We start from the raw sequence: 21,628 nt of genomic DNA on the forward strand, positions 1-21,628 counted from the left end.
TCCTGATGGTTTTGATGATTTGTCGGAATGGGCCTTTTGGCGCTCTCGGGCTTGGAATATACAAAAGACATGAACATCGCGAGCCCTATTCGTAAGACCGGTCACACGGTCTGTCCGCACGATTGTCCCTCCGCCTGCGCGCTCAACGTCGACGTCGAGCCGGACGGCCGCATCGGCCGTGTGCGCGGCGCACCTGACAACACCTATACGGCCGGCGTCATCTGCGCCAAGGTCGCCCGTTATGCCGAGCGCCTCTATCATCCTGACAGGCTCATGACGCCGAAGCGGCGTAAGGGAGCAAGGGGTGCCGGCGACTGGCAGGAGGTTTCCTGGGAGGCCGCTCTCGACGAGATCGCCGACGCCTTCGTCAAGGCGGAGGTGGCGCATGGCTCCGAGGCGATCTGGCCGTATTTTTATGCCGGCACCATGGGCCAGGTGCAGCGCGACTCGATCGAGCGGCTGCGTCACGCCAAGCGCTATTCCGGCTTCATGGGTACGATCTGCACAAACATGGCCTGGACCGGCTATGTCATGGGAACCGGTGCGCTGCGCGGACCCGATCCGCGCGAGATGGCGAAATCGGATTGCGTCGTCATCTGGGGCACGAATGCGGTGGCCACGCAGGTCAACGTCATGACCCACGCGACCCGCGCCCGCAAGGAACGCGGCGCGAAGATCGTCGTGATCGACATCTACGACAACCCGACGATGAAACAGGCCGATCTCGGCCTGATCGTCCGTCCGGGCACGGATGCGGCACTTGCCTGCGCGCTGATGCACGTCGCCTTCCGCGATGGCTATGCCGACCGCGAATACATGGCGAAATATGCCGATGACCCGGCCGGTCTCGAGGCGCATCTCGCGAGCCGTACGCCGGAATGGGCGGCGGCGATCACCGGCCTCTCGGTGGAAGAGATCGAAACGCTGGCAAGACTGGTCGGCACGACGAAGAAGACCTTCTTCCGCCTCGGCTATGGCTTTGCCCGCCAGCGCAACGGTTCCGCCGCCATGCATGCGGCCCTGTCGGTCGCGACCGTCCTCGGTCTCTGGCAATACGAAGGCGCCGGCGCCTTCCACAACAACGGCGATATTTTCCGGCTGAACAAATCGGAACTTATGGGCACCGGCTATATGGACCCGTCGATCCGCATGCTCGACCAGTCGCAGATCGGCCGCGTGCTGACCGGTGACGCCGAGGCCTTGCGCCATGGCGGACCGGTGACGGCGCTGCTGATCCAGAACACCAATCCGATGAATGTCGCGCCCGAACAGCGGTTGGTGAAGCAGGGCTTTCTGCGTGACGACCTCTTTGTCGCCGTCCATGAGCAGTTCATGACGGAAACCGCCGAAGTCGCCGATATCGTGCTGCCGGCCACCATGTTCGTGGAGCATGACGATATCTATCGCGCCGGTGGCCAGAGCCATGTCCTTTTGGGACCGAAGCTTGTGGAGCCGCCGGAAACGGTGCGCACCAACCTCTTCGTGATCGAGGAACTGGCGAAGCGTCTTGGCGTCTCGAACTATCCGGGTTTCTGTCTCTCGGAAGAAGAGCATATCGACCGGCTTCTGAAGGCAAGCGGTCAAGCCGGATATGAGGAACTGAAGGCCGGCCGCTGGATCGACTGCCAGCCGGACTTCCGCGAGGCCCATTTCCTCGATGGTTTCGGACATCCCGATGGCAAGTTTCGCTTCCGCCCGGATTGGGCGACGGGCAAGTCTCCCAACAAGCCGCCGGAAAATGTCGGCAATCTCGGCCCCGTTGCAGCATTGCCGGCACTTCCGGATCATGTCGATCTGATCGAGGTCGCCGACGCCGAACATCCCTTCCGTCTCGCGACTTCTCCCGCCCGCAACTTCCTGAATTCGACCTTTGCCGAAACAAAGACTTCGGTCGAGAAAGAGGGCAGACCGGAAGTCATGGTCAACACCGGGGATGCCGAGCGACTTTCCATCGCCGCCGGTGATGTGGTGCGCATCGGCAACGGCCGTGGCGAGATCCGGATCCATGCGCGGGTCACCGATGCGGTGAAGCCGGGCGTGCTGGTCGCCGAGGGGCTTTGGCCCAACAAGGCCCATATCGACGGAGAAGGCATCAACGTGCTGACCGGCGCCGATTGCGTGGCTCCCCATGGCGGCGCAGCCTTCCACGACAATAAGGTCTGGCTCCTGAAGGACGGCGAATGAGCCGTTTCGACCGAACCAATATCGACATCGTCAGTGATGAGGTCGTGTGGAAGGGATGGAGCACCCTGCGTCGCGTCGTTTTCGACTATGGGCGCGATGGCCATACGACACAGCTTGAATGGGAGGTCTTTGATCGCGGTGAAGCCGTTGCCGTGCTGATCTACGATCCCCGACGGGACGTCGTGGTTCTTGTGCGGCAGTTCAGGATTCCCGTGCATTTGCAGGGCGAAGCACCGTTTCTACTGGAAGTCCCGGCAGGTTCCATGGAGCGGGGGGAGGATCCCGAGAAAACGGTGATCCGCGAGGCGCACGAGGAAACCGGCTTCGGCCTCAGGCGGCCGAGGCGATTGTTTTCCGCCTATATGTCGCCCGGCGCGGTGACGGAAAAGATCCATTTTTTCTATGCGCAGATCGGAGAGGCCGACAGGGTGGCCGATGGCGGTGGGTTGGACGAGGAGCACGAGGATATCGAGCTTGTTGAACTTACTTTGGCAACCGCTCTTGCCATGATTGAAAGCGGAGAAATCCTCGACGCGAAGACGATCATGCTGCTGCAGTGGGCGGCATTGAACCGCGAACATCTGGCCGACTGAAGTGTTCTGTGCGGTTGTGTAAAAAGGCCGCGAACGCGCAAAGGTACGTTCGCGGCCAGACGGACGGCGTGGCTGGCCGTCCGGGGGGGCGGGGGATCAGAATTTGCCCTTGAGGCCGAAGGATATCGATACCGCCTGGAAATCGGCGCCGGCGCCGTTGGAGAAATGCTCGTCGTCACTTGCGCCCGTGGTGTCGACCATGCGGACGTCTCCCTTGGTTCGGAAGACCTTCTCGAAATTCCCAGCGACATAGAATGCGGCGTTCTGGGTGAATTCGTAGTTCACCGCGACATTAGCCCCGAGCATAGGGGCTGCGCCCATGGAATCGTAGAAGCGCAGGTCACGCATCCAGTGGTCGTCGATATCCTCGATGCCAAAGCTGAGGCCGCCTTTCAGGCCGCCGGAGAGAGTAAAGGCGCCGATCTTATGTTCCGCATTCGCCGCAAGGAAGGCGACAGGGATCTTCTGGCGATAACTGATGGCCCTCTCGCCGTCGGCAAAGCTTCCTACGGTGTCATGCAGAGCGGACGTGCTGTAGATGTAGGAGCCGCCAAAGGCGCTCCACTTCACATCCGAATAGCTGAAGCCCAGGCCGAGATCGAGCGTCGTGGCGTCGTTGGAGTAGACGTCGCGGTCCACTTCGATCGAGCCATTGAAGTAATGGTCTAGCTTCGTGTCTGGATGGGTGGAGCGGTGCGTCCAGTCGTCGATGGAATAGACGAGCCAGTCGTAGTCGACCATGTGACCGTTGCCGTTGGCCCCGATGTTGACGTTCGCCTTCATGCTCCAGTTCTTGTCGAGGTCAGCCATCGCGCCGAACGTGTAGAGCGTGACGCCCTTGCTCTCCCAGTCGAGCTGGCTGAGCTTGTGGGAGCCGTCATAGACATATTCCCCGGCCTTGATGTTGGCGAAGCCGATGCCTCCGTAAATGGTGAAGCTCTGGTCAGGAGACGTGAATATATTGTCCGCTGCCGTCGCAAGGGCGGGAACACAAAATAAAAGGCCCGCCAGAAAGGCGGTTTGCGGGCGAAGAAAAGACATGCGTTTACCCTCAGTAGTACTTATCCAATGAGGTCGGACACTACGGTTTTGCTCCTCTTCTTCAATGGGGAGAACCGGCCATTTATGGGAATGACCCAGGCCAAAAGTGAGTCAATTAGTTTTGACTGGCTTCTGCTGGCGGAAATCGCGCAATCATTGGCACGCAGCAGTATCAGCTTTCAGAAACGCCCCTTCACACCGAAGGACACTGACCATGCCTGGAAGTCGGCACCGGCCGCGTCGTCGAACTTGGCGGATGCCGGAACAATTGTGCTCTCTACCTTCGTGTCACCCTTGGCGTGATAGATTTTCTGGTAGTCCCCGGCCACGTAGATCGAGGCGGATGGCAGGAGCTGATAGTCGAGTGAGACATTGGCCCCGATCATCGGCGCGGGTTTCATGTCATCGGTAAAACGCAGGTCGCGCATCCAGTGGTCGTCGATATCGCTTATGCCGAAGGTCGCCCCGCCCTGGAGACCGCCTGAAAGTGTCAGAGCGCCGATGCTTTGCTCAGCATTGGCCGAGACGAAGGCAACGGGAATCTTCTGCCGATAGGTAATGCCCTTCTCTCCGTCCGCGAAGGTGCCGACGGTGTCATGCAGGGAATAGTTGGAATAGACATAGCTGCCGCCGTACCCACTCCATTGCACATCCGAATAGCCAAGGCCGCCGCCAAGAGCGAGCCTCGTGCTCTCTGTCTGGTAAATGGTTCTGTCTGCTTCGATCATGCCGTTCAGATAGTGGTCGAGCTTCGTGTCGGGATGGACGGACCGATCCGTCCAGTCATCGATGGAATAGTCCATCCAGTCCCGGTCCACCATGTGGCCGTCGCCCCTCATGCCGAAGTCGAGCTTGCCCTTCAGGCGCCAGTTGTAGCCGAGTTCAAGTGTTGCGCCCAGCTTGGCGGTAGGGACGTTCTTGCTCTTCCAGTCAAGCTGGCTGAGCTTGTGACCTCCGTCGTAGACATATTCCCCAGCTTGGAGATTTGTGAAGCCGATACCCGCAAAGGCGCTCACCGAGCCATTAGAGGAAGAGTAGAAATTGTCCTGGGCGCGGGCGGGCAGCATCGACACCAAGACGGCTGACGCAATCAACGGTAAATGGAAAAGGCGAATCGTCATGCCCCGCAACCCCTTGTTGTTTAAGGGGAGCCTGCCTCGGAATGGTTAATGATTGGCTATTATGCTGTGTTACCGCCGTCCGCTATCTCAAAATGCGATGGCGTTGGCATCTTGCTCTGAGAGATCGACAATGGATGGAACGTTACGAACCATCTCGTATTTGACCTGCGTTACCTTCACGGCACGATACCAGTCGATGAGGTCGCCCCAGGGGTCGTTGATCTTGCCGAGGCCGGCAATGAAGGCCGCGATGGTGCCGACTTCGGTCTGGCCGGTGACGACGAAATAGCCACCGAGAGCAAGAATTCCGGCATAGCCGAGTTGGGTAAGGAGGTTCATGAAAAAGTTCATGGTGAACTTGATCTTGTATACGCCCATGTTGAGCGCAAAAATCTGTTCTATCCGCTTGTTCTGCACGCCATCAGCATCGAGCGCCGCGCCGCGCTCGACGATACCGGCGCTCATCTGACGGGTGACGTTGATCTTCGCGCCTACCCTTCGGTTGATGGCTCCTTGCATCAGCGGCACAAAGCCGATCTGCGGACAGAATACCAGCACGACCACGAGCGCCATCAACGGTTGGAGGTAGATAAGGTAGCCCGTGACCGACAGGAGAATACCGGCCTGCAACAAGGGCTCTGAAATCGCGCCGCCTACAAATCCGCCGATCGGTTCTGCCTCGGCAATCACGATCGAAAGTTCTGCTCCTTCCTTGGTGAGGTCCACGGTATCAGGGTGGACCGTATCGGATACGAAAACGACCCGGCGCAGCCAGCGGACCGATCGCTCGCCGATCCAGTTGCGGTAGATGTTCAGTGCGAGTTTCACGGATCCTTCGGCTAGAACGCAAAGAAGATAAAGGCTCACCAGCGTGATGATGGCACTGAATGGCTTCATGTCGGTCGCATCATTGACGATGCGACGCTGGATTTCGAGCGGGATGGTGCCAAGCAGGAAGAGGAGAATGGAGAGGATGGCGATTGCGGCCTGATGCAGGCCGCTGACCCGCCAGACGAAGCGATAAAGTGATGTCGGCACCGCGATTCCCTGCGTTCTCAATCTATGAGTGAGCAATGTTGCTCGCGGATTTCAGGCATTTCAAGCTGCTCGCTTGCCGCAGGTATCAGAACGCACCGATCAGCTTGTCGTCGGGATGAGCCGTGCCCTGTCGTTCCCGAACGGCATGGCCGTCCTCCATCCGGACCTTGCCTTCTGCCATAAGCTTCAACGCGAGCGGATAGAGCTTGTGTTCGACGGTCAGCACACGCGCCGCAAGGCTGTCGGCCGTATCGCCGGTAACGACGGGAACGGCCGCCTGCGCGAGGATCGGGCCTTCGTCCATGCCCTCGGTGACGAAGTGCACTGTGCAGCCGGCGATCCGCATGCCCGCATCGATGGCCCGCTGATGGGTATGCAGGCCCGGGAAGAGCGGCAGCAAGGAAGGGTGGATATTGATGATCCGGCCTTCGAGACGCTGGATGAACTCGCCCGACAGCAGTCGCATATAGCCCGCAAGGCAAATGATATCCGGCGACAGGGTTTCGAGCGTGGCGAGGATCGCCGCTTCGTGTTCGGCCTTGCTGGCGTAATCGCGGCGTTCGAAGGCGAAGGTGGCGATGCCGCGCTCGGCTGCTTTCACCAGTCCGCCCGCCGACGATTTGTCTGAGATGACGGCGACAATTTCGGCCGGGAAGTCCTGCACCTCACAGGCGGCTGCGAGCGCCAGCATGTTGGAGCCGCCGCCCGAAATGAAGACGACGACGCGTTTGCGCGGCATTGTCATAGGGCGAGGACACCCTGGTAGCGTGTGCCGGGTTCGCCCTCGGCACGGGCGATCATCCGGCCGAGCGGAATGACGGTCTCGCCTTCGGCCGCGAGCACAGCCGAGACGCGCTCGGCATCTGCTCCCGCGACAACGACGATCATGCCGATACCGCAGTTGAAGGTGCGCAGCATCTCGTTCTGGGCGACGCCGCCGGTCTTGGCGAGCCAGGAGAAGACGGCCGGCGGCTTGATGGCGCCAAGGTCGATTTCTGCGGCAAGATGTTTCGGCAGGACGCGCGGAATGTTCTCGGGGAAGCCGCCGCCAGTAATGTGTGCCAGCGCCTTGAGCGCACCCGTCTCGCGGATCGCCTTGAGGAGCGGTTTCACATAGATGCGGGTGGGTTCCAACAGGGCCGCACCGAGCGTCTTGTCGCCATCGAAGGGCGCTTTGTCATCCCAGGAGAGACCCGACAGGGTGACGATCTTGCGCACCAGCGAGAAGCCGTTGGAGTGAACGCCGGAAGAGGAGAGGCCGAGAATGACGTCGCCTTCCGCGATATCGCCCGCCGGCAGGAGCTTACCGCGCTCGGCCGCACCAACTGCAAAGCCGGCCAGGTCATAGTCGCCGCCTGCATACATGCCGGGCATTTCTGCGGTCTCCCCCCCTATCAGTGCGCAGCCGGCCTCGCGGCAGCCGGCGGCGATACCGCCAACAATGGCCGCGCCCTGTTCGGGGTCCAGCTTGCCGGTCGCGAAATAGTCGAGGAAAAGCAGCGGCTCTGCGCCCTGCACCACGAGATCGTTGACGCACATGGCGACGAGGTCGATGCCGACGGTGTCGTGGATGCCCGCGTCGATGGCGATTTTCAGCTTGGTGCCGACACCGTCATTGGCGGCAACGAGGATCGGGTCCTTGAAGCCTGCAGCCTTGAGGTCGAACAGGCCGCCGAAGCCGCCGATCTCGCCGTCGGCGCCGGGACGCCGCGTGGAGCGTACCGCCGGCTTGATCTTCTCGACCAGCAGGTTTCCGGCATCGATGTCAACGCCGGCGTCGCTATAGGTCAGACCGTTCTTTCCAGACTGGCTCATCCCGTGTCTCCGATGGGTATCGATTATGGGGCTGGCAATTGCATGAAGAGGCTCGACATGCAAGTCGCGAGGCTGGATTCACGATGTTTTCCGGCAGTTTTCGCAAGAGACTTATATAGAGAGGTTTGTCGCGACGGCCTGTTCTGTCCGCGAGCCATCTTGACCCGCGCTTTGCGCATACCCTAATTCCTTGTTGCAGGCTTGTCGCATATTCGCACGAGACCGCAGCACGCGCGACGAGAGGAACGCTTCATGGTGCATCATATCAGCGGAACGGGTCTGCGGCGCCAACTGCTGTTCTGGCTCGTAGCCCTCATTGTCTTCGTCTTCTTCCTGATGACATTCCGGTCGATCCTTCTGCCGTTCATCGCGGGCATGGCGCTGGCCTATTTCCTCGATCCCGTCGCCGACCGGCTTGAGCGCCTTGGCCTCAGCCGCATAATGGCGACCGTGGTCATCCTGACCGCTTTCGTCATTGTCTTCGTCCTTTCGCTGATGATCATCATTCCAATCCTGGCGAGCCAGCTCAACCAGTTCATCCAGCACATTCCAGGTTATGTGACGGAACTGCAGAACTTCATTGCCACGTCGAACGCCGCCTGGCTGCCGCAATGGCTGAATTCCCAGATGGACACGATAAAGGACAATTTCTCCAAATATCTGTCGGAGGGCGTCGGCTTCATCGGCACTCTGTTCGGCCAGATCTGGAATTCCGGCAAGGCGCTGGTGGATGTCGCCTCCCTTCTGGTCGTGACCCCGGTCGTCGCCTTCTATTTGCTCCTCGACTGGGACAGAATGATCGCCAAGGTCGACAGCTGGATCCCGCGCAACAACGTTGCCACCGTCCGCGAGATTGCCACCGAACTGGACAGGACCATTGCCGGATTCGTGCGCGGGCAGGGGTCACTCTGTCTGATTCTCGGCATCTATTATGCGGTCGGGCTGTCGCTGATCGGGCTTAACTTCGGCCTTCTGATCGGCTTCTTCACCGGCATGATCAGCTTTATTCCCTATGTCGGTTCCACGGTCGGCCTGCTTCTCGCAGTTGGCGTCGCGCTGGTGCAATTCTGGCCGGATTATGTCCACCTCATCATCGTGGCGGTGTTCTTCTTCTCCGGGCAGTTCATCGAAGGCAATATTCTGCAGCCCAAGCTTGTCGGTCAGAGCGTCGGCCTGCATCCCGTCTGGCTGATGTTTGCGCTGTTTGCTTTCGGCGCCCTGTTCGGTTTCGTCGGCGTTCTTGTCGCGGTGCCGGCGGCAGCCGCCATCGGCGTGCTTGTCCGTTTTGCGCTGGCAAGATATCTTGAGAGTGATTTGTATTACGGGCCGACGGCTGCCGACGGCGAGCCGCCCGTGAAGGATGTTTCAGAGAAGTAAATGAGTGAAATCAAGAAGGTCGCTTCACGGCGCAGCATCGCCGAACAGCTTCCGCTCTCTTTCGATCACGGAAAGGCGACGGGACGCGACGACCTGCTGGTATCGGATCGCCTGGAGGCGGCCGTCGCAATCATCGATTCCTGGCCGCAATGGTCGTCTCCGGTGGTGGTCCTGATGGGGCCGCAGGGGTCGGGAAAGTCGCATCTGGTTGATATATTCCGGCAGCAGAGCGGCGCAGCGGATGTTCATCCGCTGGCCGGCGCCGATGCCTCCCGTCAGGCGGAAACCGGACCGGTGGTGTTCGAGGATGCGGACAGGGAGGGCTTCGACGAGGTCGAGCTTTTCCATCTCATCAATACCGTGCGTGAACACGGCACCAGCCTGCTGATGACGTCGCGCACCTGGCCACCGTCGTGGAATGTTGCGCTGCCGGATCTGCGTTCGCGCCTGAAGGCCGCGACCATGGTGGAGATCGGCAGTCCCGACGAGGCGCTGCTTTCGCAGGTCATGATGAAATTGTTCGCCGACCGGCAGCTTTATGTCGATGACAAGATTGTAGGCTATATCGTGCAGCGCATGGAGCGATCCTTCTCCGCGGCACAGGATATCGTGGAGAGGATCGACCGGCTGGCACTGGCGCGTCGAACGCGGATCACGCGCACACTGGCCGGGGAGGTTCTGAACGAACTCTACGCGACCAGCGGATTGGAGTGACTGTCACAGGACTGTCGTCAAACTGTTATAATTGGCGCGGGAAACCGATAAAGGGATGGAAGAGATGGATTCTGTGGTAAGCGACGCGGCCGATGTATCAGACGCCGGGGTGACGGCCACGGACGAACTCCTGTCGAGTTCCGAGCGGTTCATCAACCGCGAGTTTTCCTGGCTTCAGTTCAATCGCCGCGTGCTGGAAGAGACCCTGAATACCGCGCATCCGCTGCTGGAGCGTGTCAGGTTTCTGTCGATTTCCTCGACTAACCTCGATGAATTCTTCATGGTACGCGTTGCCGGTCTCGAAGGTCAGGTTCGCCAGGGCATCACCATCAAGAGCCCGGACGGCAAGACACCGGCTGAGCAGCTCGATGAGATCCTGAAGGAAATCGACAACCTGCAGATGGAGCAGCAGGCGTCGCTCGCCGTCCTGCAGCAGTATCTCGCCAAGGAAGACATCCTGTTCGTGCGCCCGGCTGCGCTGTCCGTCGAGGATCGCAGCTGGCTCGAAACCTCTTTCGAGGAATCGATCTTTCCGGTGCTGACGCCGCTGTCGATCGACCCGGCGCATCCATTCCCCTTCATTCCCAATCTCGGCTTCTCTATGGGGCTGCAGCTGGAGAGCAAGCGCAATCGCGAGCCGATGACGGCGCTCCTTCGCCTGCCGCCGACGCTTGACCGTTTCATCCGTCTTCCCGATGAGAAGACGACAATTCGCTACATCACACTCGAAGATGTCGTCGGCATGTTCATTCACCGTCTCTATCCGGGTTATGAAGTGACCGGCTTCGGCACGTTTCGCATCATTCGTGACAGCGATATCGAAGTCGAGGAAGAAGCCGAGGATCTCGTGCGCTTCTTCGAGACAGCTCTCAAGCGTCGCCGCCGCGGATCGGTCATCCGCATCGAGGTCGATTCCGAAATGCCAGTTTCGCTACGCCAGTTCGTGGTGCATGAACTGGCCGTTCCCGATAATCGCGTGGCGGTTCTGCCGGGTTTGCTGGCGCTTAATACGCTTTCCGAGATCACCAAGGCCCCGCGTGACGATCTGCGGTTCGAGCCGTACAACGCCCGTTTCCCGGAGCGTGTGCGCGAGCATGCCGGCGATTGCCTTGCCGCCATCCGTGAGAAGGACATGGTGGTTCATCACCCCTATGAAAGCTTCGACGTCGTCGTGCAGTTCCTGCTGCAGGCCGCCCGCGATCCGGATGTTCTGGCGATCAAGCAGACGCTTTATCGCACGTCGAACGACAGCCCGATCGTTCGTGCCCTGATCGACGCCGCCGAGGCCGGAAAGTCGGTGACGGCGCTGGTCGAACTCAAGGCCCGTTTCGACGAAGAAGCCAACATCCGCTGGGCGCGCGACCTCGAGCGCGCTGGCGTCCAGGTGGTCTTCGGCTTCATCGAACTCAAGACCCACGCCAAGATGTCCATGGTAGTGCGTCGCGAGGACGGCAAGCTCCGCACCTACTGCCATCTCGGCACCGGCAACTATCACCCGGTGACGGCGAAGATCTATACCGACCTGTCCTTCTTCACCTGCAATCCGAAGATCGCCCACGACATGGCAAACATCTTCAACTTCATCACCGGTTATGGCGAGCCGGAAGAGAGCATGAAGCTGGCCGTGTCTCCCTACACGCTGCGCCCGCGCATCCTGCGGCACATCGAGGAAGAGATAGTCCATGCCCGCAATGGTGCGCCGGCAGCGATATGGATGAAGATGAACTCGCTGGTCGATCCGGAAATCATCGACGCTCTCTATCGCGCCAGCCGCGCGGGCGTCGATGTCGATCTGGTCGTTCGCGGCATCTGCTGCCTGCGTCCACAGGTGCCGGGCCTGTCAGACAATATCCGCGTCAAGTCGATCGTCGGCCGCTTCCTCGAGCACAGCCGCATCTTCTGCTTCGGCAACGGTTACGGCCTGCCTTCGGAGAAGGCGCTGGTCTATATCGGCTCGGCCGACATGATGCCGCGCAATCTGGACCGGCGTGTCGAGACACTGGTGCCGCTCACCAACCCTACCGTGCATGAACAGGTTCTATCACAGATTATGCTGGGCAATCTGATTGACAACCAGCAGAGCTACGAGATATTGGCCGACGGGACGTCAAGGCGCATGGAAGTACGCCACGGCGAGGAACCTTTCAACGCGCAGCACTATTTCATGACCAATCCGAGCCTTTCTGGACGTGGGGAGTCATTGAAATCGAGCGCGCCGAAACTGATTGCCGGTATCATATCCGGTCGGAAACGCTAAACTGGTACTTCATGACAAGATCTGAAGCGCAGGGGCGCTTGCCCGGCATTGCCCCTGTTTCCGTTGTCGATATTGGTTCGAATTCGATCCGTCTCGTCGTTTACGAGGGCCTCTCCAGGGCTCCAGCGGTGCTTTTCAACGAAAAGGTGCTTTGCGGTCTCGGCAAGGGGCTGGCGTCCAGCGGTCGCATGGACGACGAAGGAGTGGCGCGTGCGCTTGCGGCGCTGCGCAGATTCGGTGCGCTGTCGCGCCAGGCCCGCGCCACGGCGATGTATGTGCTGGCGACGGCTGCGGCTCGCGAGGCGGCAAACGGCCCGGAGTTCATCCGCAGGGCCGAAGAAATTCTGGATCACAAGGTGATCGTGCTGACCGGCGAGGAAGAGGCGCTTTATTCCGCCCTCGGCATCGTCAGCGGCTTCCACGATCCGGATGGCATCGCCGGCGACCTCGGCGGCGGTTCTCTTGAACTGATCGACATCAAGGGCCGCGAACTCGGCAAGGGCATCACGCTGCCGCTCGGCGGCCTGCGCCTCTCGGAAACCGTGGGCGGTTCGCTATCCAAGGCGAGGGCTTTTGCGCGCAAGCAGATCAAGGGCGCCAAGCTTCTCGAAAAGGGTGCCGGCCGCACCTTCTATGCGGTCGGCGGCACCTGGCGAAACATCGCCAAGCTGCATATGGAACTACGCAAGTATCCCCTTCACATGATGCAGGGCTACGAACTGCCATATGGCGAGATCGTCTCTTTCCTCGAGGAGGTGGTCTCCGGCGCAAATTCGCGCGATCCCGCATGGGCTTCGATTTCCAAGAACCGTCGTTCGCTGCTTCCCTTCGGTGCCATCGCCATGCAGGAAGTGCTTGAGGCGATGAAGCCCGCACGTGTTTCCTTCTCCGCCCAGGGCGTGCGCGAAGGCTATCTTTTTTCGCTTTTGCCCGAAGAGGATCAGTCGCTGGATCCGCTGCTGACTGCAGCCGATGAACTCGCCATCCTGCGCGCCCGCTCGCCCGAGCATGCGCGTGAGCTTGCCGAATGGACGGGCCGGATGATGCCCTTTTTCGATATCATCGAAACTGAAGAGGATACGCGATATCGTCGGGCAGCCTGCCTGCTGGCGGATCTCAGCTGGCGTGCGCATCCCGACTATCGCGGGTTGCAGGCGCTCAACATCATTGCCCACTCGTCCTTCGTCGGGATCACTCATCCAGGTCGTGCCTTCATTGCGCTGACCAACTACTATCGCTTCGAAGGCCTCTATGACGACGGTCGCACCGGTCCGCTGGCGACGATTGCGACTGAACGCCTGCTCGATCGCGCCAAGCTTCTCGGCGGCATGCTACGGGTGGTCTATCTCTTCTCGGCTTCGATGCCCGGCATCGTGAACGATCTGGCCTTCCGCCGGTCGGAACGGCCCGATCTTGACCTCGAATTCGTCGTGCCGCACGCCTATAGCGACTTTGCTGGCGAACGCCTCGATGGACGCCTCCAGCAGCTTGCCAAGCTGACCGGCAAGCGACTGGCTTTCGTCTTCGAGTAATCCAAAACCGCAGTGGGGAGGGGCGCTCCTTGATTCGCATTTTGCCAGCGTCTGTTGAAAGCTACCAACGAAGGCATGCTTCTCGCTGAAGCCTGACTGATCCGATGGATCTGGAACGAATCAAGAGCCCGACGGCGGAAATGCCGTCGGGCTCTTTTCGTGAGTTGACCGCTCTTACTTCGCAGAGAGGAATTCGCCGACTTCGAGCAGGACGAACTCGTTGTCGTCGGCCTTGTCGATTGCGCGGCCGGCCGAGAAGGGCAGGTTATTGTCGTTGCCGACGACGATGTGGGTCGGATCGACCACGTCGACGTTCTCGATGGTGACGAAAGGCATGTCGTAGAAGCCTTCGCCGCCGCCCTGACGCTTCTTGTTGTCCGGATCGGAGATCTTCATGAGATCGATGTAGCCGATCTTGCGAACGGCTTTGCCGGCGTTCTCATCGGTCATCTCGATCTTGTAGATGCGCTTGTGCTTGGCCGGAACGGCAAAGCAGGTCGGCTCGGGCTTCTTCGGATCGGCGCAAGCCTTGTCCGCCGTGCCGGCGCCGTTGTCGCGCTCGATGATGAGGGCGGTGGTGCCGTCGATCATGTTAAAGTCGCCGATGGCTTCGCCGCCTTCAGACAACGGATAGAGCCACGAACGGCCGGTCCAGGCCTTGGAGGCGACGTCGAGTTCGATGATGCGCAGCGCCGTCAGTCCGTCGGCCTTCTCGATCGAACCGTCTTCGAGGTAGAGCGGGCCTTCGAGCAGGCCATAAAGCTTGGAGCCGTCCTTCGACATGGCAAGCCCTTCATAGCCGCCGGAGCGCTTCAGGTTGAAGGCCGGCATCTTGGCGGTCGGATTGGCCGGAACGACGAGGGTTGCGTTATCGGGCGATTTCACCTCAGTCTCGCCGGCCTTGGTGGCGATGACATCGGTCAGCTTGCCATCCCTGGTGAATTTCAGGATGTAGGGACCGAATTCTTCACCGATCCAGAAGCCGTCGGCGACGGGCTGGATCGATTCGACGTCGAAGTCGGCGCCGGTGAGGTAACGCTGCTCGGCGCCTTCCATGACCATCGGGAAGGGTGCCTTCTTGTCGGGGTCGGACAGGAACACGGTTTCAAGACGCTCGACCTTGCCGGCATCCCAGTCGAACTTGATGTGATGCAGCATCAGCATGGAGTCGCTGGAATTGATCTTCGAGCCGAAGCCGTTGTCGGAGAGGCTCCAGAAGGTACCGTCTTCCATGGTCTTGATGCCGGAGAAACCCTGCACGGCCTGACCGTCGAAAGGCATGGAAAGGCCGGTCGGGCGAACGCCGTCCTTACCCGGAACGGTGCCGAGGCCTTCCGCGCGCTTGCGGTCCGCGGTGGTGAACTTGGCCGAGGTCTTCAGATGGGCGGGGGCATCGGCCGGTGCGGCGATGATCGTATTGGCCGGAAGGATTGCGTGGGAAACGAGCTTGGCCGGGAAGGCGACCTCGTCGGCAAAGGCCGGTGCGGCAAGAAGGAAAAGGGATACGGAAGCAAAGAGATGTTTTTTCATGGCGTCACCATTCGTAGGACGGTTAGAGACGCGGCATGCTTACGGACCGCCCATGTCAGAGCGATTTCCGTTCGATGAAGTTTCGGTGACTGTCTTCAGGCGCGAAGCAGCGTCAGCCAGTGGCCGGGCGTCATGCCGTAGCAGTTCTTGAAATGGCGGGTGAAATGGCTCTGGTCGGCAAACCCTGCATCGTAGGCGGCTTCGGCAATTGGCATGCCACTGCTCATCAGGCCCTTGGCCCGTTCCAACCGCCGCATGGTCAGATAACGATGCGGGCTCGTTCCCGTCACCAACCGGAACTGGCGGGCGAGCGAATACCGGTTGAGATCGGTCAGCGTTTCCAGCTCTTCGGAGGAAACCTGTTCGGCACAGTTTTCCCTGAGATAGGCGCAGGCGCGCGCGACGGCCCGTTCTGCCTTGGCCGATACCGTCTGCCGGCTGCCGGCATGACGCCCCAGCCCGTCCGCGATCCGGGTCAGCAGATCGGAAAGGACCAGTCCATCCGGAGCGTGATCGAGATCGGCAAGCGCTTCCGCGAGGGCACGGGCAAGCCGGCTGTCGGACAGCACCGGGGTCGATACGAACGGCAGGGTGGCCGACGGCTCGTCGCTGGCATCGCGGATCAGTTCGGGGGGAATGTACATCATCCGGTAGCGCAGGCCGTCGTCCGTGCCTGCCGCGCCGTCGTGAACCTCGTCGGGGTGAAGAACGATGATGTTTCCCGGCAGGCTGAAACGTGTCTCTCCCCGATAGGAGAAGGCCTGCACGCCGCTGATCGTCAGTCCGAGCGCATAGGTATCGTGCCGATGCGGCGCGAAGCCGTTGCCGGAAAACTGTGCCTCGATGCGCTCGATGCCGTGGGTATCGATACCGGAACGGATCGCGTCGGCCGGCCTGCACGAACGTTCAAGACCTTCGCCATCGGGGACTGGTAGCCCGGCAAGCCTATCAAGAAGACCGTTTCCGGAGTGTTGCATGTTCGATACCAAGTTCGTCGTTGTCCTGCGCGAGGATCTCGCCGCATGGCAGAAGCTCAACGTTACCGCCTTTCTGACCAGCGGCATAGTCGCAAGGGAGGAGGGCATCATCGGCGAACCCTACAGGGACGCCGCGGGCAACCTCTACAATGCGCTGTGTATCCAGCCGATTGTCGTCCTGTCCGGCGATCAGGAGACCCTGCGCAAGATCCACCTGCGCTCGCTGGAGCGCGAGGTGCCGAGTTCCCTCTACATCGAAGAAATGTTTTCAACCGGCCATGACGCCGCAAACCGCGCCGTCTTCGCCGAGTTCTCTCCTGATGATGCGAAGGTGGTGGGTCTTGCACTGCGCGCCGACAAGAAGATCGTCGACAAGATCACCAAGGGCGCCCGGATGCATGGATAACGTCCAGCAGGGCGCCTATGCCGAGAGGCAGCAGGGTAAGCGCGGCGTTCACAGGCGTCGCGAACCCAAGCACCAGCGAGGTGGCGAGGCTCACCAGCAGATAAAGCCCCCAGGCCACCTTCTGCCGGGTCATCAGGCCGGCGATGCAGAGAGCGAGATTGATCAGAAGCAGCGAGATAGCGATTGCCGAGGCGAGCGACGGCGACATGAAGCCGCGCCGCCTCAGGTCGGCCGTGGCCAGCGCAAGCACTGCGGTGGCAATCACGAGCCCGATCAGTTTTCTCGATGGCAGAATTCCTGACAATCAGGCCTCCAGAGCCAAAACCGCGAAGCTCGCGAGCCAGTGTTCACCCATGTAATCGCCCGCGACATGGGGCAGAGATGCGGCAAGATGCCGATTGGCCGCCGCTTGCAGGACAGTATGGCGTGGGTCGTTCACAGCCAGTGCGACGGCGAGTGAGCGAAAGCACCATGCACGACTGAGGTTCAGTCCGTCCAGATGGGCAATCTTGCCGTCGGATCGGTCAGAAACGCTGGCGGGCGAAAACAGCGTCGCCGGTCGCCTCTCTGCAAGCCTCGGCAGGAATCGGCTGAACCATCCGGCGAAAGCCTCGATAGGCAGAAGACGGCGCATGCATTCAGCCTCGGTCAAGGCAGACGATAGGAAGTCGTCGCCGGACGGTTCTCCCCAGGCCGGGCAATCCCGGTCCTCGCCATACCAGCGAACAGCCGTTGCGCGGAGAAGATCGACCAACGTTTGGTCGTTTATCGCGGTGCCGTAGTCCGCCGCCAGCCGGATCGCGAAGGCCGTGTTGAAATGCGTTCCCACTCTTACGGGATAGCTGGCGAGCGGCAGGAATTCCTGGAAGCCACCGGCGACAAGCCGGGAAAGAGGCCGAAGGATATCCGCGAATCGTCGCTCCTCCATGACTTCCAGTTCCGCCGCGAGCTTCAGCAGCCAGCCCCAGCCATAGGGACGCTCGAAACCCCGCGATTCGGGCCGCTCGAACAGTGCGACTTCACGGGCGATGGCGTCGGAGGTCAGGCGTCGTTCAAAAAGCTCGCGGATTTCAGGCGCGGCCGGAAGATCGGCGAAGCGGTTGAGGAGGCGGGCAAGCATCCAGTAGCCGTGCACGCAGGAATGCCAGTCGTAACTGCCGAAGAAGACCGGGTGCGTCTCGCGGGGCGAACGCACATCATCGCGGCTGCCGAAGACGAAGCCCGGCTTGTGAGGATATTCCAGCTCGACATGGGAAAGCGCGATACGCGCAAACTTTTCAGCCGTATGCAGGTCGAGTTCATGCGTCTGCGACATCGCCATCTCCCCTCGCATCGAAGGCATCGCCCCAATCCGCACGACGGGCCGCCTTGAAGATCGCGCCGTCGCGACGGCTGACGGTGATCTCCGAGGCGCTGCCGTCGGTGCGACAGAGCTTCAACCGTCCAACGCCACCGGAAACCCTCGGCGGAGCCAGAACTCGCGCTTCCGGCGGTCCTGCGGGATGCCGCGAAGCGGCGATGAAAATGTATTTCTCGTCCTCCCACGGCACCTCTCCCTGCTTGGCGAGGCGATGCACGCGCGAGCGGGCGACGCGACGGGAGAAGTGACACCAGTCCGGCGCTTCGATGGGGCAGGCTGCGGCATGAGGGCAGGGCGCCACGATATGGGCGCCAGCCTCCAGCAGCGTGGCGCGCGCCGTCAGGATGCGTCGCCAGCCGGCCGGTGTTCCGGGTTCCACGATGACGAGGGTATGCCCGGTCAGCGCCCAGAGCCGGGAAACGGCCGCCGGTATGGCATTCTCGTCGATCTCGTCCAGCACGTAGGCGAGGGTCACGAGATCGGCGGGCGGCAACTGGGGAATGGAACCGGTGAGATCGCCCGCCAGCCATTGGCAGTCCACCTGCCCGGCTTTCGCCAGCGCATCGCCGACCGAGCGTATCGCGGCACTCGCCTCGACGAGGCTTGCCCGCCTGAGTTCCGGCCAGCAATCAGCTGCAGCCCAGAGCGCGGTGCCTGGGCCTGCACCGACATCGATCAGGCTTTCCGGCGCGAAGGACGGCGATGCTTCCTCGACCATGGAGAGCGCCGCACGAACGGCTGCGAAGGTGGCTGGCAGGCGGGTGGCGAGATAGGCCTTGGCGGCCAACTCTCCATCGATGTGGAACTTGCCGTCGCGCACTTCGCGGCGATAGCGGTCGGAGAGTTTTTCGCTCGCGCGCTGCAGCCGCTCCAGCGGTTCGCGGGCAAGCATCTGGTCTACGGCGGCTCTGAGCGGAGCGGGGAGTTCCACGAAGGTGACCTCAGTTTCGCGCCGACCACTCGGGGCGCAGGATCGACATCATGACCATATCGGCGCGGTTGCCATCAGGAAGCAATGCGGATTGCCGCTTGGCACCTTCCTCGACAAAGTCGTTTTTCCGGTAGACGGAAAGCGCCCGATCATTCCCGCGAACCACGGTGAGCCAAAGACGGAAGGTTTCTGTTTCGCGAAACACGAAATCCATTGCACTGCTCAAAAGCTGCGAGCCGTAGCCTTGATCCGGAACAGCCACCGCAATCCTTTTGATGCAGACATTGCCGTCCCGGTTGTCGAGGTCCGTGAGAATCGCGAAGCCGACCGGCATTCCGTTCGTGTTTTCGCCGATCAGATAGGCGAAGGCTTCACTCGTCAGGTATGCCTTGTGCTCTTCTGCGCTGTAACGGCCTATGAAGTAGTCATAGCCCGGAAGACGTTCGGTTTCCATGATGAAGCCGATATCATCCGGAGATGCGCGCCGTAGCCGCAGAACCGGCATCTGCTCAGAATTCCACTGCTTCAACGCGCTTGTCGACGAAGCGCAGGCCGACACCGCCGGAAATCAGCTTCAGCGCCAGATCGCCAAACAGTTCCCGACGCCAGCCCTGCAGGGCCGGAACGTCAGCCTTCTCGCCTTCGGCCGCGATCTTTTCCAGATCGTCGCTGTTGGCGATCACCTTGGATGCGACGCCATGCTTTTCCGAAGTCAGGCGCAGCAGCACCTTGAGGAGTTCGACGGCAGCCTGAGCACCTTCCGGCGCATGATTGTGGCGATGGACGTGCGGCATGTCGGACTTCGGAAGTGCGAGCGCAGCGTTGACCTGTTCGATGATGGCTGCACCCGAGGAGGAACGCTCCCAACCCTTCGGGATGGTACGCAGGCGGCCGAGCGCTTCGGTGTCCTTCGGCTGCTGCTGGGCGATTTCGTAGATCGCGTCGTCCTTCAGCACGCGGGAGCGCGGCACGTTGCGGCTGCGTGCTTCACGCTCACGCCATGCGGCGACATATTGCATGACGGCGAGTTCCTGCGGCTTGCGCAGCCGCATCTTCAACCGTTGCCATGCATCGTCGGGGTGCAGGTCGTAGGTTTCGCGCGATTCGAGGATGGCCATCTCTTCCGTCAGCCATTCTGCACGACCGTCGCGCTCCAGATCCGACTTGAGCTTGAGGTAGACGTCACGCAGATGGGTGACGTCAGCCAGTGCATAATCGAGTTGCTTTTCGGAAAGCGGGCGACGGCTCCAGTCGGTGAAGCGCGAAGTCTTGTCGATATGGACGTTCTTCACCTTCTGCACCAACTGGTCGTAGGAGACGCTATCGCCGAAGCCGCAGACCATCGCCGCCACCTGGGTGTCGAAGATAGGATGAGGGATAAGGTTGCCGAGGTGGAAGATGATTTCGATGTCCTGCCGGGCGGCATGAAACACCTTCACCACCGAATCATCGGCCATCAGAGTGAAGAAGGGAGCAAGGTCGAGACCCTTGGCCAGCGGATCGACGATCACCTCGAGATCGGGGCTGGCCATCTGGATCAGGCAGAGTTCCGGCCAAAACGTTGTTTCCCGGAGAAATTCGGTATCGATAGTAATGAAATCCGATTGGGCGAGCTTGAGGCACGCTTCCTCTAATGCGGTGGTAGTTTCAATCATTTCGGCTCGGTCATGTAAAAAAGGTTGTTAACCTTAGTTCTCCTTTCGACCGTGGATGTCAATACGAACGGGGCGACGCGGCTGCGCGTACGACAGTTGCTCCCCGTTTTCGCCATCTACGACGCTAAATCGTGAGGCTGCCTACTTTCTATTGCGGAGAGCGGCGATGTTGTCGCGATGAACACGCTCATAGGGTGCGAAATAGATGACGCTGCCATGCGCTAGTTCCGGAGCGATGAAATCAGCGAGACTGGCCTTGTCGAGATTGGGATCGGCGACGTTATCCAGCAGGCGCTGGAGGTAGTCACGGTTCGCCTGGATCAGATCTGGCGCATAACCGCCGCCACCGATCCGATCTTCCGAGCCATGGTTCGGCAGAATATGGCGGATGGGAAGCCCGGCGAGCCGGTCAAGTTCCTCGATGTGACGAAGCGTATGCTCCGGCTCGGAGATATAGGTAACCGTATCCTCAAGCGTATCGCCGGCAAGAAGGACACCGATGTCGGGCAGGAGGAGAACTGTTCCGTCCGCGCTGTGGATATCGAACTGCAGGAGTTCGACGTTCCATTTGCCGACATCGAGTTCAAGCCGCTCATTGAAAAGAGCGTTGGGCATCACGACGGGATCAATGGGTGGGTTCTTGGCTGCGAGAACTGCGGCGTTGTCGGCCATCGCCTTTGCCGTCAGCCGGTTGGCTATGATTTCGCAGTCGGCAAAGACCGCGTTGCCGGCGATATGATCGGCGTGCCAGTGGCTGAGCACCACGCGAATGCGGGAGACGCCAAGCCCTTCCAGATGACGTCGTACGGCGCGGGCGTGGTCGAGGGAAATATGCGTATCGTAGACGAGCGCCTCGTTCTCGGAAACAATGGCATAGCTGGCCACACCGAGGCTGTAGGCGCCGTCGTCCAGCCAGTTTCGGTCAGGTGAATGCAGGCGTTTTCCGGGAGTGCGACCGTCGTAATAGGCGAAGAGCCCGGGATAGGGCTCAAGGATACGGAGCGTGGCGGCGAAGTCAGTCACGGCAGCTTCCTGCGCTGGTGTCGTCGCAGGTTGATGCCTGTGTGGCCTGTCCGCTGTCAAGTCACGCAATCGGG

The 21,628-nt window shown here is 60.6% G+C and carries 20 protein-coding genes; 7 read left to right on the plus strand and 13 right to left on the minus strand.

The annotated features are described in order from the left end of the window. Nucleotides 1–69: 69 nt before the first annotated feature. Together H4I99_RS18935 and H4I99_RS18940 are read left to right on the plus strand one after the other, a co-directional pair. Nucleotides 70–2,184 (plus strand): molybdopterin-containing oxidoreductase family protein, encoded by a 2,115-nt coding sequence (locus H4I99_RS18935; RefSeq protein WP_244625183.1) that lies wholly within the window; start codon nucleotides 70–72, stop codon nucleotides 2,182–2,184. Next, nucleotides 2,181–2,777 (plus strand): NUDIX domain-containing protein, encoded by a 597-nt coding sequence (locus H4I99_RS18940; protein WP_163904690.1) that lies wholly within the window; start codon nucleotides 2,181–2,183, stop codon nucleotides 2,775–2,777. Before H4I99_RS18935 ends, H4I99_RS18940 begins: the two co-directional genes overlap by 4 nt. A 96-nt stretch (nucleotides 2,778–2,873) precedes the next feature. On the opposite strand, the gene H4I99_RS18945 is transcribed toward H4I99_RS18940, so the two are convergent. The 5 genes from H4I99_RS18945 to purM form a co-directional block, all read right to left on the minus strand. Continuing rightward, nucleotides 2,874–3,818: an omptin family outer membrane protease gene (locus H4I99_RS18945; protein ID WP_163904692.1), complete on the minus strand. Its 945-nt coding sequence runs from the start codon at nucleotides 3,816–3,818 to the stop codon at nucleotides 2,874–2,876. A 179-nt stretch (nucleotides 3,819–3,997) separates the two neighbouring features. Then, the gene (locus tag H4I99_RS18950) at nucleotides 3,998–4,939 is read right to left on the minus strand and encodes an omptin family outer membrane protease (protein ID WP_163904694.1); all 942 of its coding nucleotides are present in this window, start codon (nucleotides 4,937–4,939) and stop codon (nucleotides 3,998–4,000) included. Between the two features lie 87 nt (nucleotides 4,940–5,026). Beyond that, nucleotides 5,027–5,977 (minus strand): ABC transporter ATP-binding protein, encoded by a 951-nt coding sequence (locus tag H4I99_RS18955; RefSeq protein WP_163904696.1) that lies wholly within the window; start codon nucleotides 5,975–5,977, stop codon nucleotides 5,027–5,029. Nucleotides 5,978–6,062: 85 nt separating this feature from the next. After that, entirely contained in the window at nucleotides 6,063–6,722 is a 660-nt protein-coding gene (gene purN, locus H4I99_RS18960) for a phosphoribosylglycinamide formyltransferase (protein ID WP_163904698.1), read from the minus strand. After that, the gene (gene purM, locus H4I99_RS18965) at nucleotides 6,719–7,792 is read right to left on the minus strand and encodes a phosphoribosylformylglycinamidine cyclo-ligase (protein WP_163904700.1); all 1,074 of its coding nucleotides are present in this window, start codon (nucleotides 7,790–7,792) and stop codon (nucleotides 6,719–6,721) included. The genes purN and purM overlap by 4 nt, the downstream gene beginning before the upstream one ends. Before the next feature lie 252 nt (nucleotides 7,793–8,044). On the opposite strand from purM, the gene H4I99_RS18970 reads away from it, so the two are divergent. The 4 genes from H4I99_RS18970 (at nucleotide 8,045) to ppx (ending at nucleotide 13,672) form a co-directional block, all read left to right on the plus strand. Next, nucleotides 8,045–9,169: an AI-2E family transporter gene (locus tag H4I99_RS18970; protein WP_163904702.1), complete on the plus strand. Its 1,125-nt coding sequence runs from the start codon at nucleotides 8,045–8,047 to the stop codon at nucleotides 9,167–9,169. Continuing rightward, complete coding sequence (hdaA, locus tag H4I99_RS18975; protein ID WP_163904704.1) at nucleotides 9,170–9,883, plus strand: DnaA regulatory inactivator HdaA; 714 nt, start codon at nucleotides 9,170–9,172, stop codon at nucleotides 9,881–9,883. It abuts the gene before it with no gap. A gap of 64 nt (nucleotides 9,884–9,947) precedes the next feature. After that, the gene (locus H4I99_RS18980) at nucleotides 9,948–12,140 is read left to right on the plus strand and encodes an RNA degradosome polyphosphate kinase (RefSeq protein WP_163904706.1); all 2,193 of its coding nucleotides are present in this window, start codon (nucleotides 9,948–9,950) and stop codon (nucleotides 12,138–12,140) included. Nucleotides 12,141–12,151: 11 nt separating this feature from the next. Further along, on the plus strand, nucleotides 12,152–13,672 hold the full coding sequence (ppx, locus tag H4I99_RS18985; RefSeq protein WP_163904708.1) for an exopolyphosphatase: 1,521 nt from the start codon (nucleotides 12,152–12,154) through the stop codon (nucleotides 13,670–13,672). Between the two features lie 174 nt (nucleotides 13,673–13,846). Here ppx and H4I99_RS18990 read toward each other — a convergent pair whose 3' ends face one another. Both H4I99_RS18990 and H4I99_RS18995 read right to left on the minus strand, forming a co-directional pair. Next, nucleotides 13,847–15,202 (minus strand): esterase-like activity of phytase family protein, encoded by a 1,356-nt coding sequence (locus H4I99_RS18990; RefSeq protein WP_163904710.1) that lies wholly within the window; start codon nucleotides 15,200–15,202, stop codon nucleotides 13,847–13,849. Between the two features lie 95 nt (nucleotides 15,203–15,297). After that, nucleotides 15,298–16,179: an AraC family transcriptional regulator gene (locus H4I99_RS18995; protein WP_163904712.1), complete on the minus strand. Its 882-nt coding sequence runs from the start codon at nucleotides 16,177–16,179 to the stop codon at nucleotides 15,298–15,300. Between H4I99_RS18995 and H4I99_RS19000 the strand changes: the two genes are divergently transcribed. Next, nucleotides 16,178–16,585, plus strand: coding sequence for a PTH2-like family protein (locus H4I99_RS19000; RefSeq protein WP_163904714.1), 408 nt, complete (start codon nucleotides 16,178–16,180; stop codon nucleotides 16,583–16,585). The two genes, H4I99_RS18995 and H4I99_RS19000, sit on opposite strands and share 2 nt — an antisense overlap. Here H4I99_RS19000 and H4I99_RS19005 read toward each other — a convergent pair. From H4I99_RS19005 to H4I99_RS19030, 6 genes are all read right to left on the minus strand, one after another. Further along, complete coding sequence (locus H4I99_RS19005) at nucleotides 16,557–16,889, minus strand: hypothetical protein (protein ID WP_163904716.1); 333 nt, start codon at nucleotides 16,887–16,889, stop codon at nucleotides 16,557–16,559. The genes H4I99_RS19000 and H4I99_RS19005 overlap by 29 nt on opposite strands. Next, complete coding sequence (locus H4I99_RS19010; protein ID WP_163906243.1) at nucleotides 16,890–17,906, minus strand: DUF2891 domain-containing protein; 1,017 nt, start codon at nucleotides 17,904–17,906, stop codon at nucleotides 16,890–16,892. It lies immediately after the preceding gene. Further along, nucleotides 17,884–18,876 carry a small ribosomal subunit Rsm22 family protein gene (locus tag H4I99_RS19015; protein ID WP_163904718.1) on the minus strand — a complete coding sequence of 331 codons (993 nt, stop codon included), beginning with the start codon at nucleotides 18,874–18,876 and terminating at the stop codon, nucleotides 17,884–17,886. The genes H4I99_RS19010 and H4I99_RS19015 overlap by 23 nt, the downstream gene beginning before the upstream one ends. Before the next feature lie 10 nt (nucleotides 18,877–18,886). Then, nucleotides 18,887–19,381 (minus strand): GNAT family N-acetyltransferase, encoded by a 495-nt coding sequence (locus tag H4I99_RS19020; RefSeq protein ID WP_163904720.1) that lies wholly within the window; start codon nucleotides 19,379–19,381, stop codon nucleotides 18,887–18,889. A gap of 4 nt (nucleotides 19,382–19,385) precedes the next feature. Then, nucleotides 19,386–20,531: a ribonuclease D gene (rnd, locus tag H4I99_RS19025; protein ID WP_163904722.1), complete on the minus strand. Its 1,146-nt coding sequence runs from the start codon at nucleotides 20,529–20,531 to the stop codon at nucleotides 19,386–19,388. A 141-nt stretch (nucleotides 20,532–20,672) separates the two neighbouring features. Further along, on the minus strand, nucleotides 20,673–21,554 hold the full coding sequence (locus H4I99_RS19030) for an MBL fold metallo-hydrolase (protein ID WP_246225588.1): 882 nt from the start codon (nucleotides 21,552–21,554) through the stop codon (nucleotides 20,673–20,675). Nucleotides 21,555–21,628 lie beyond the last annotated feature (74 nt).

The organism is Paenirhizobium daejeonense (assembly GCF_014280875.1).
Lineage (GTDB): Bacteria > Pseudomonadota > Alphaproteobacteria > Rhizobiales > Rhizobiaceae > Allorhizobium > Allorhizobium daejeonense.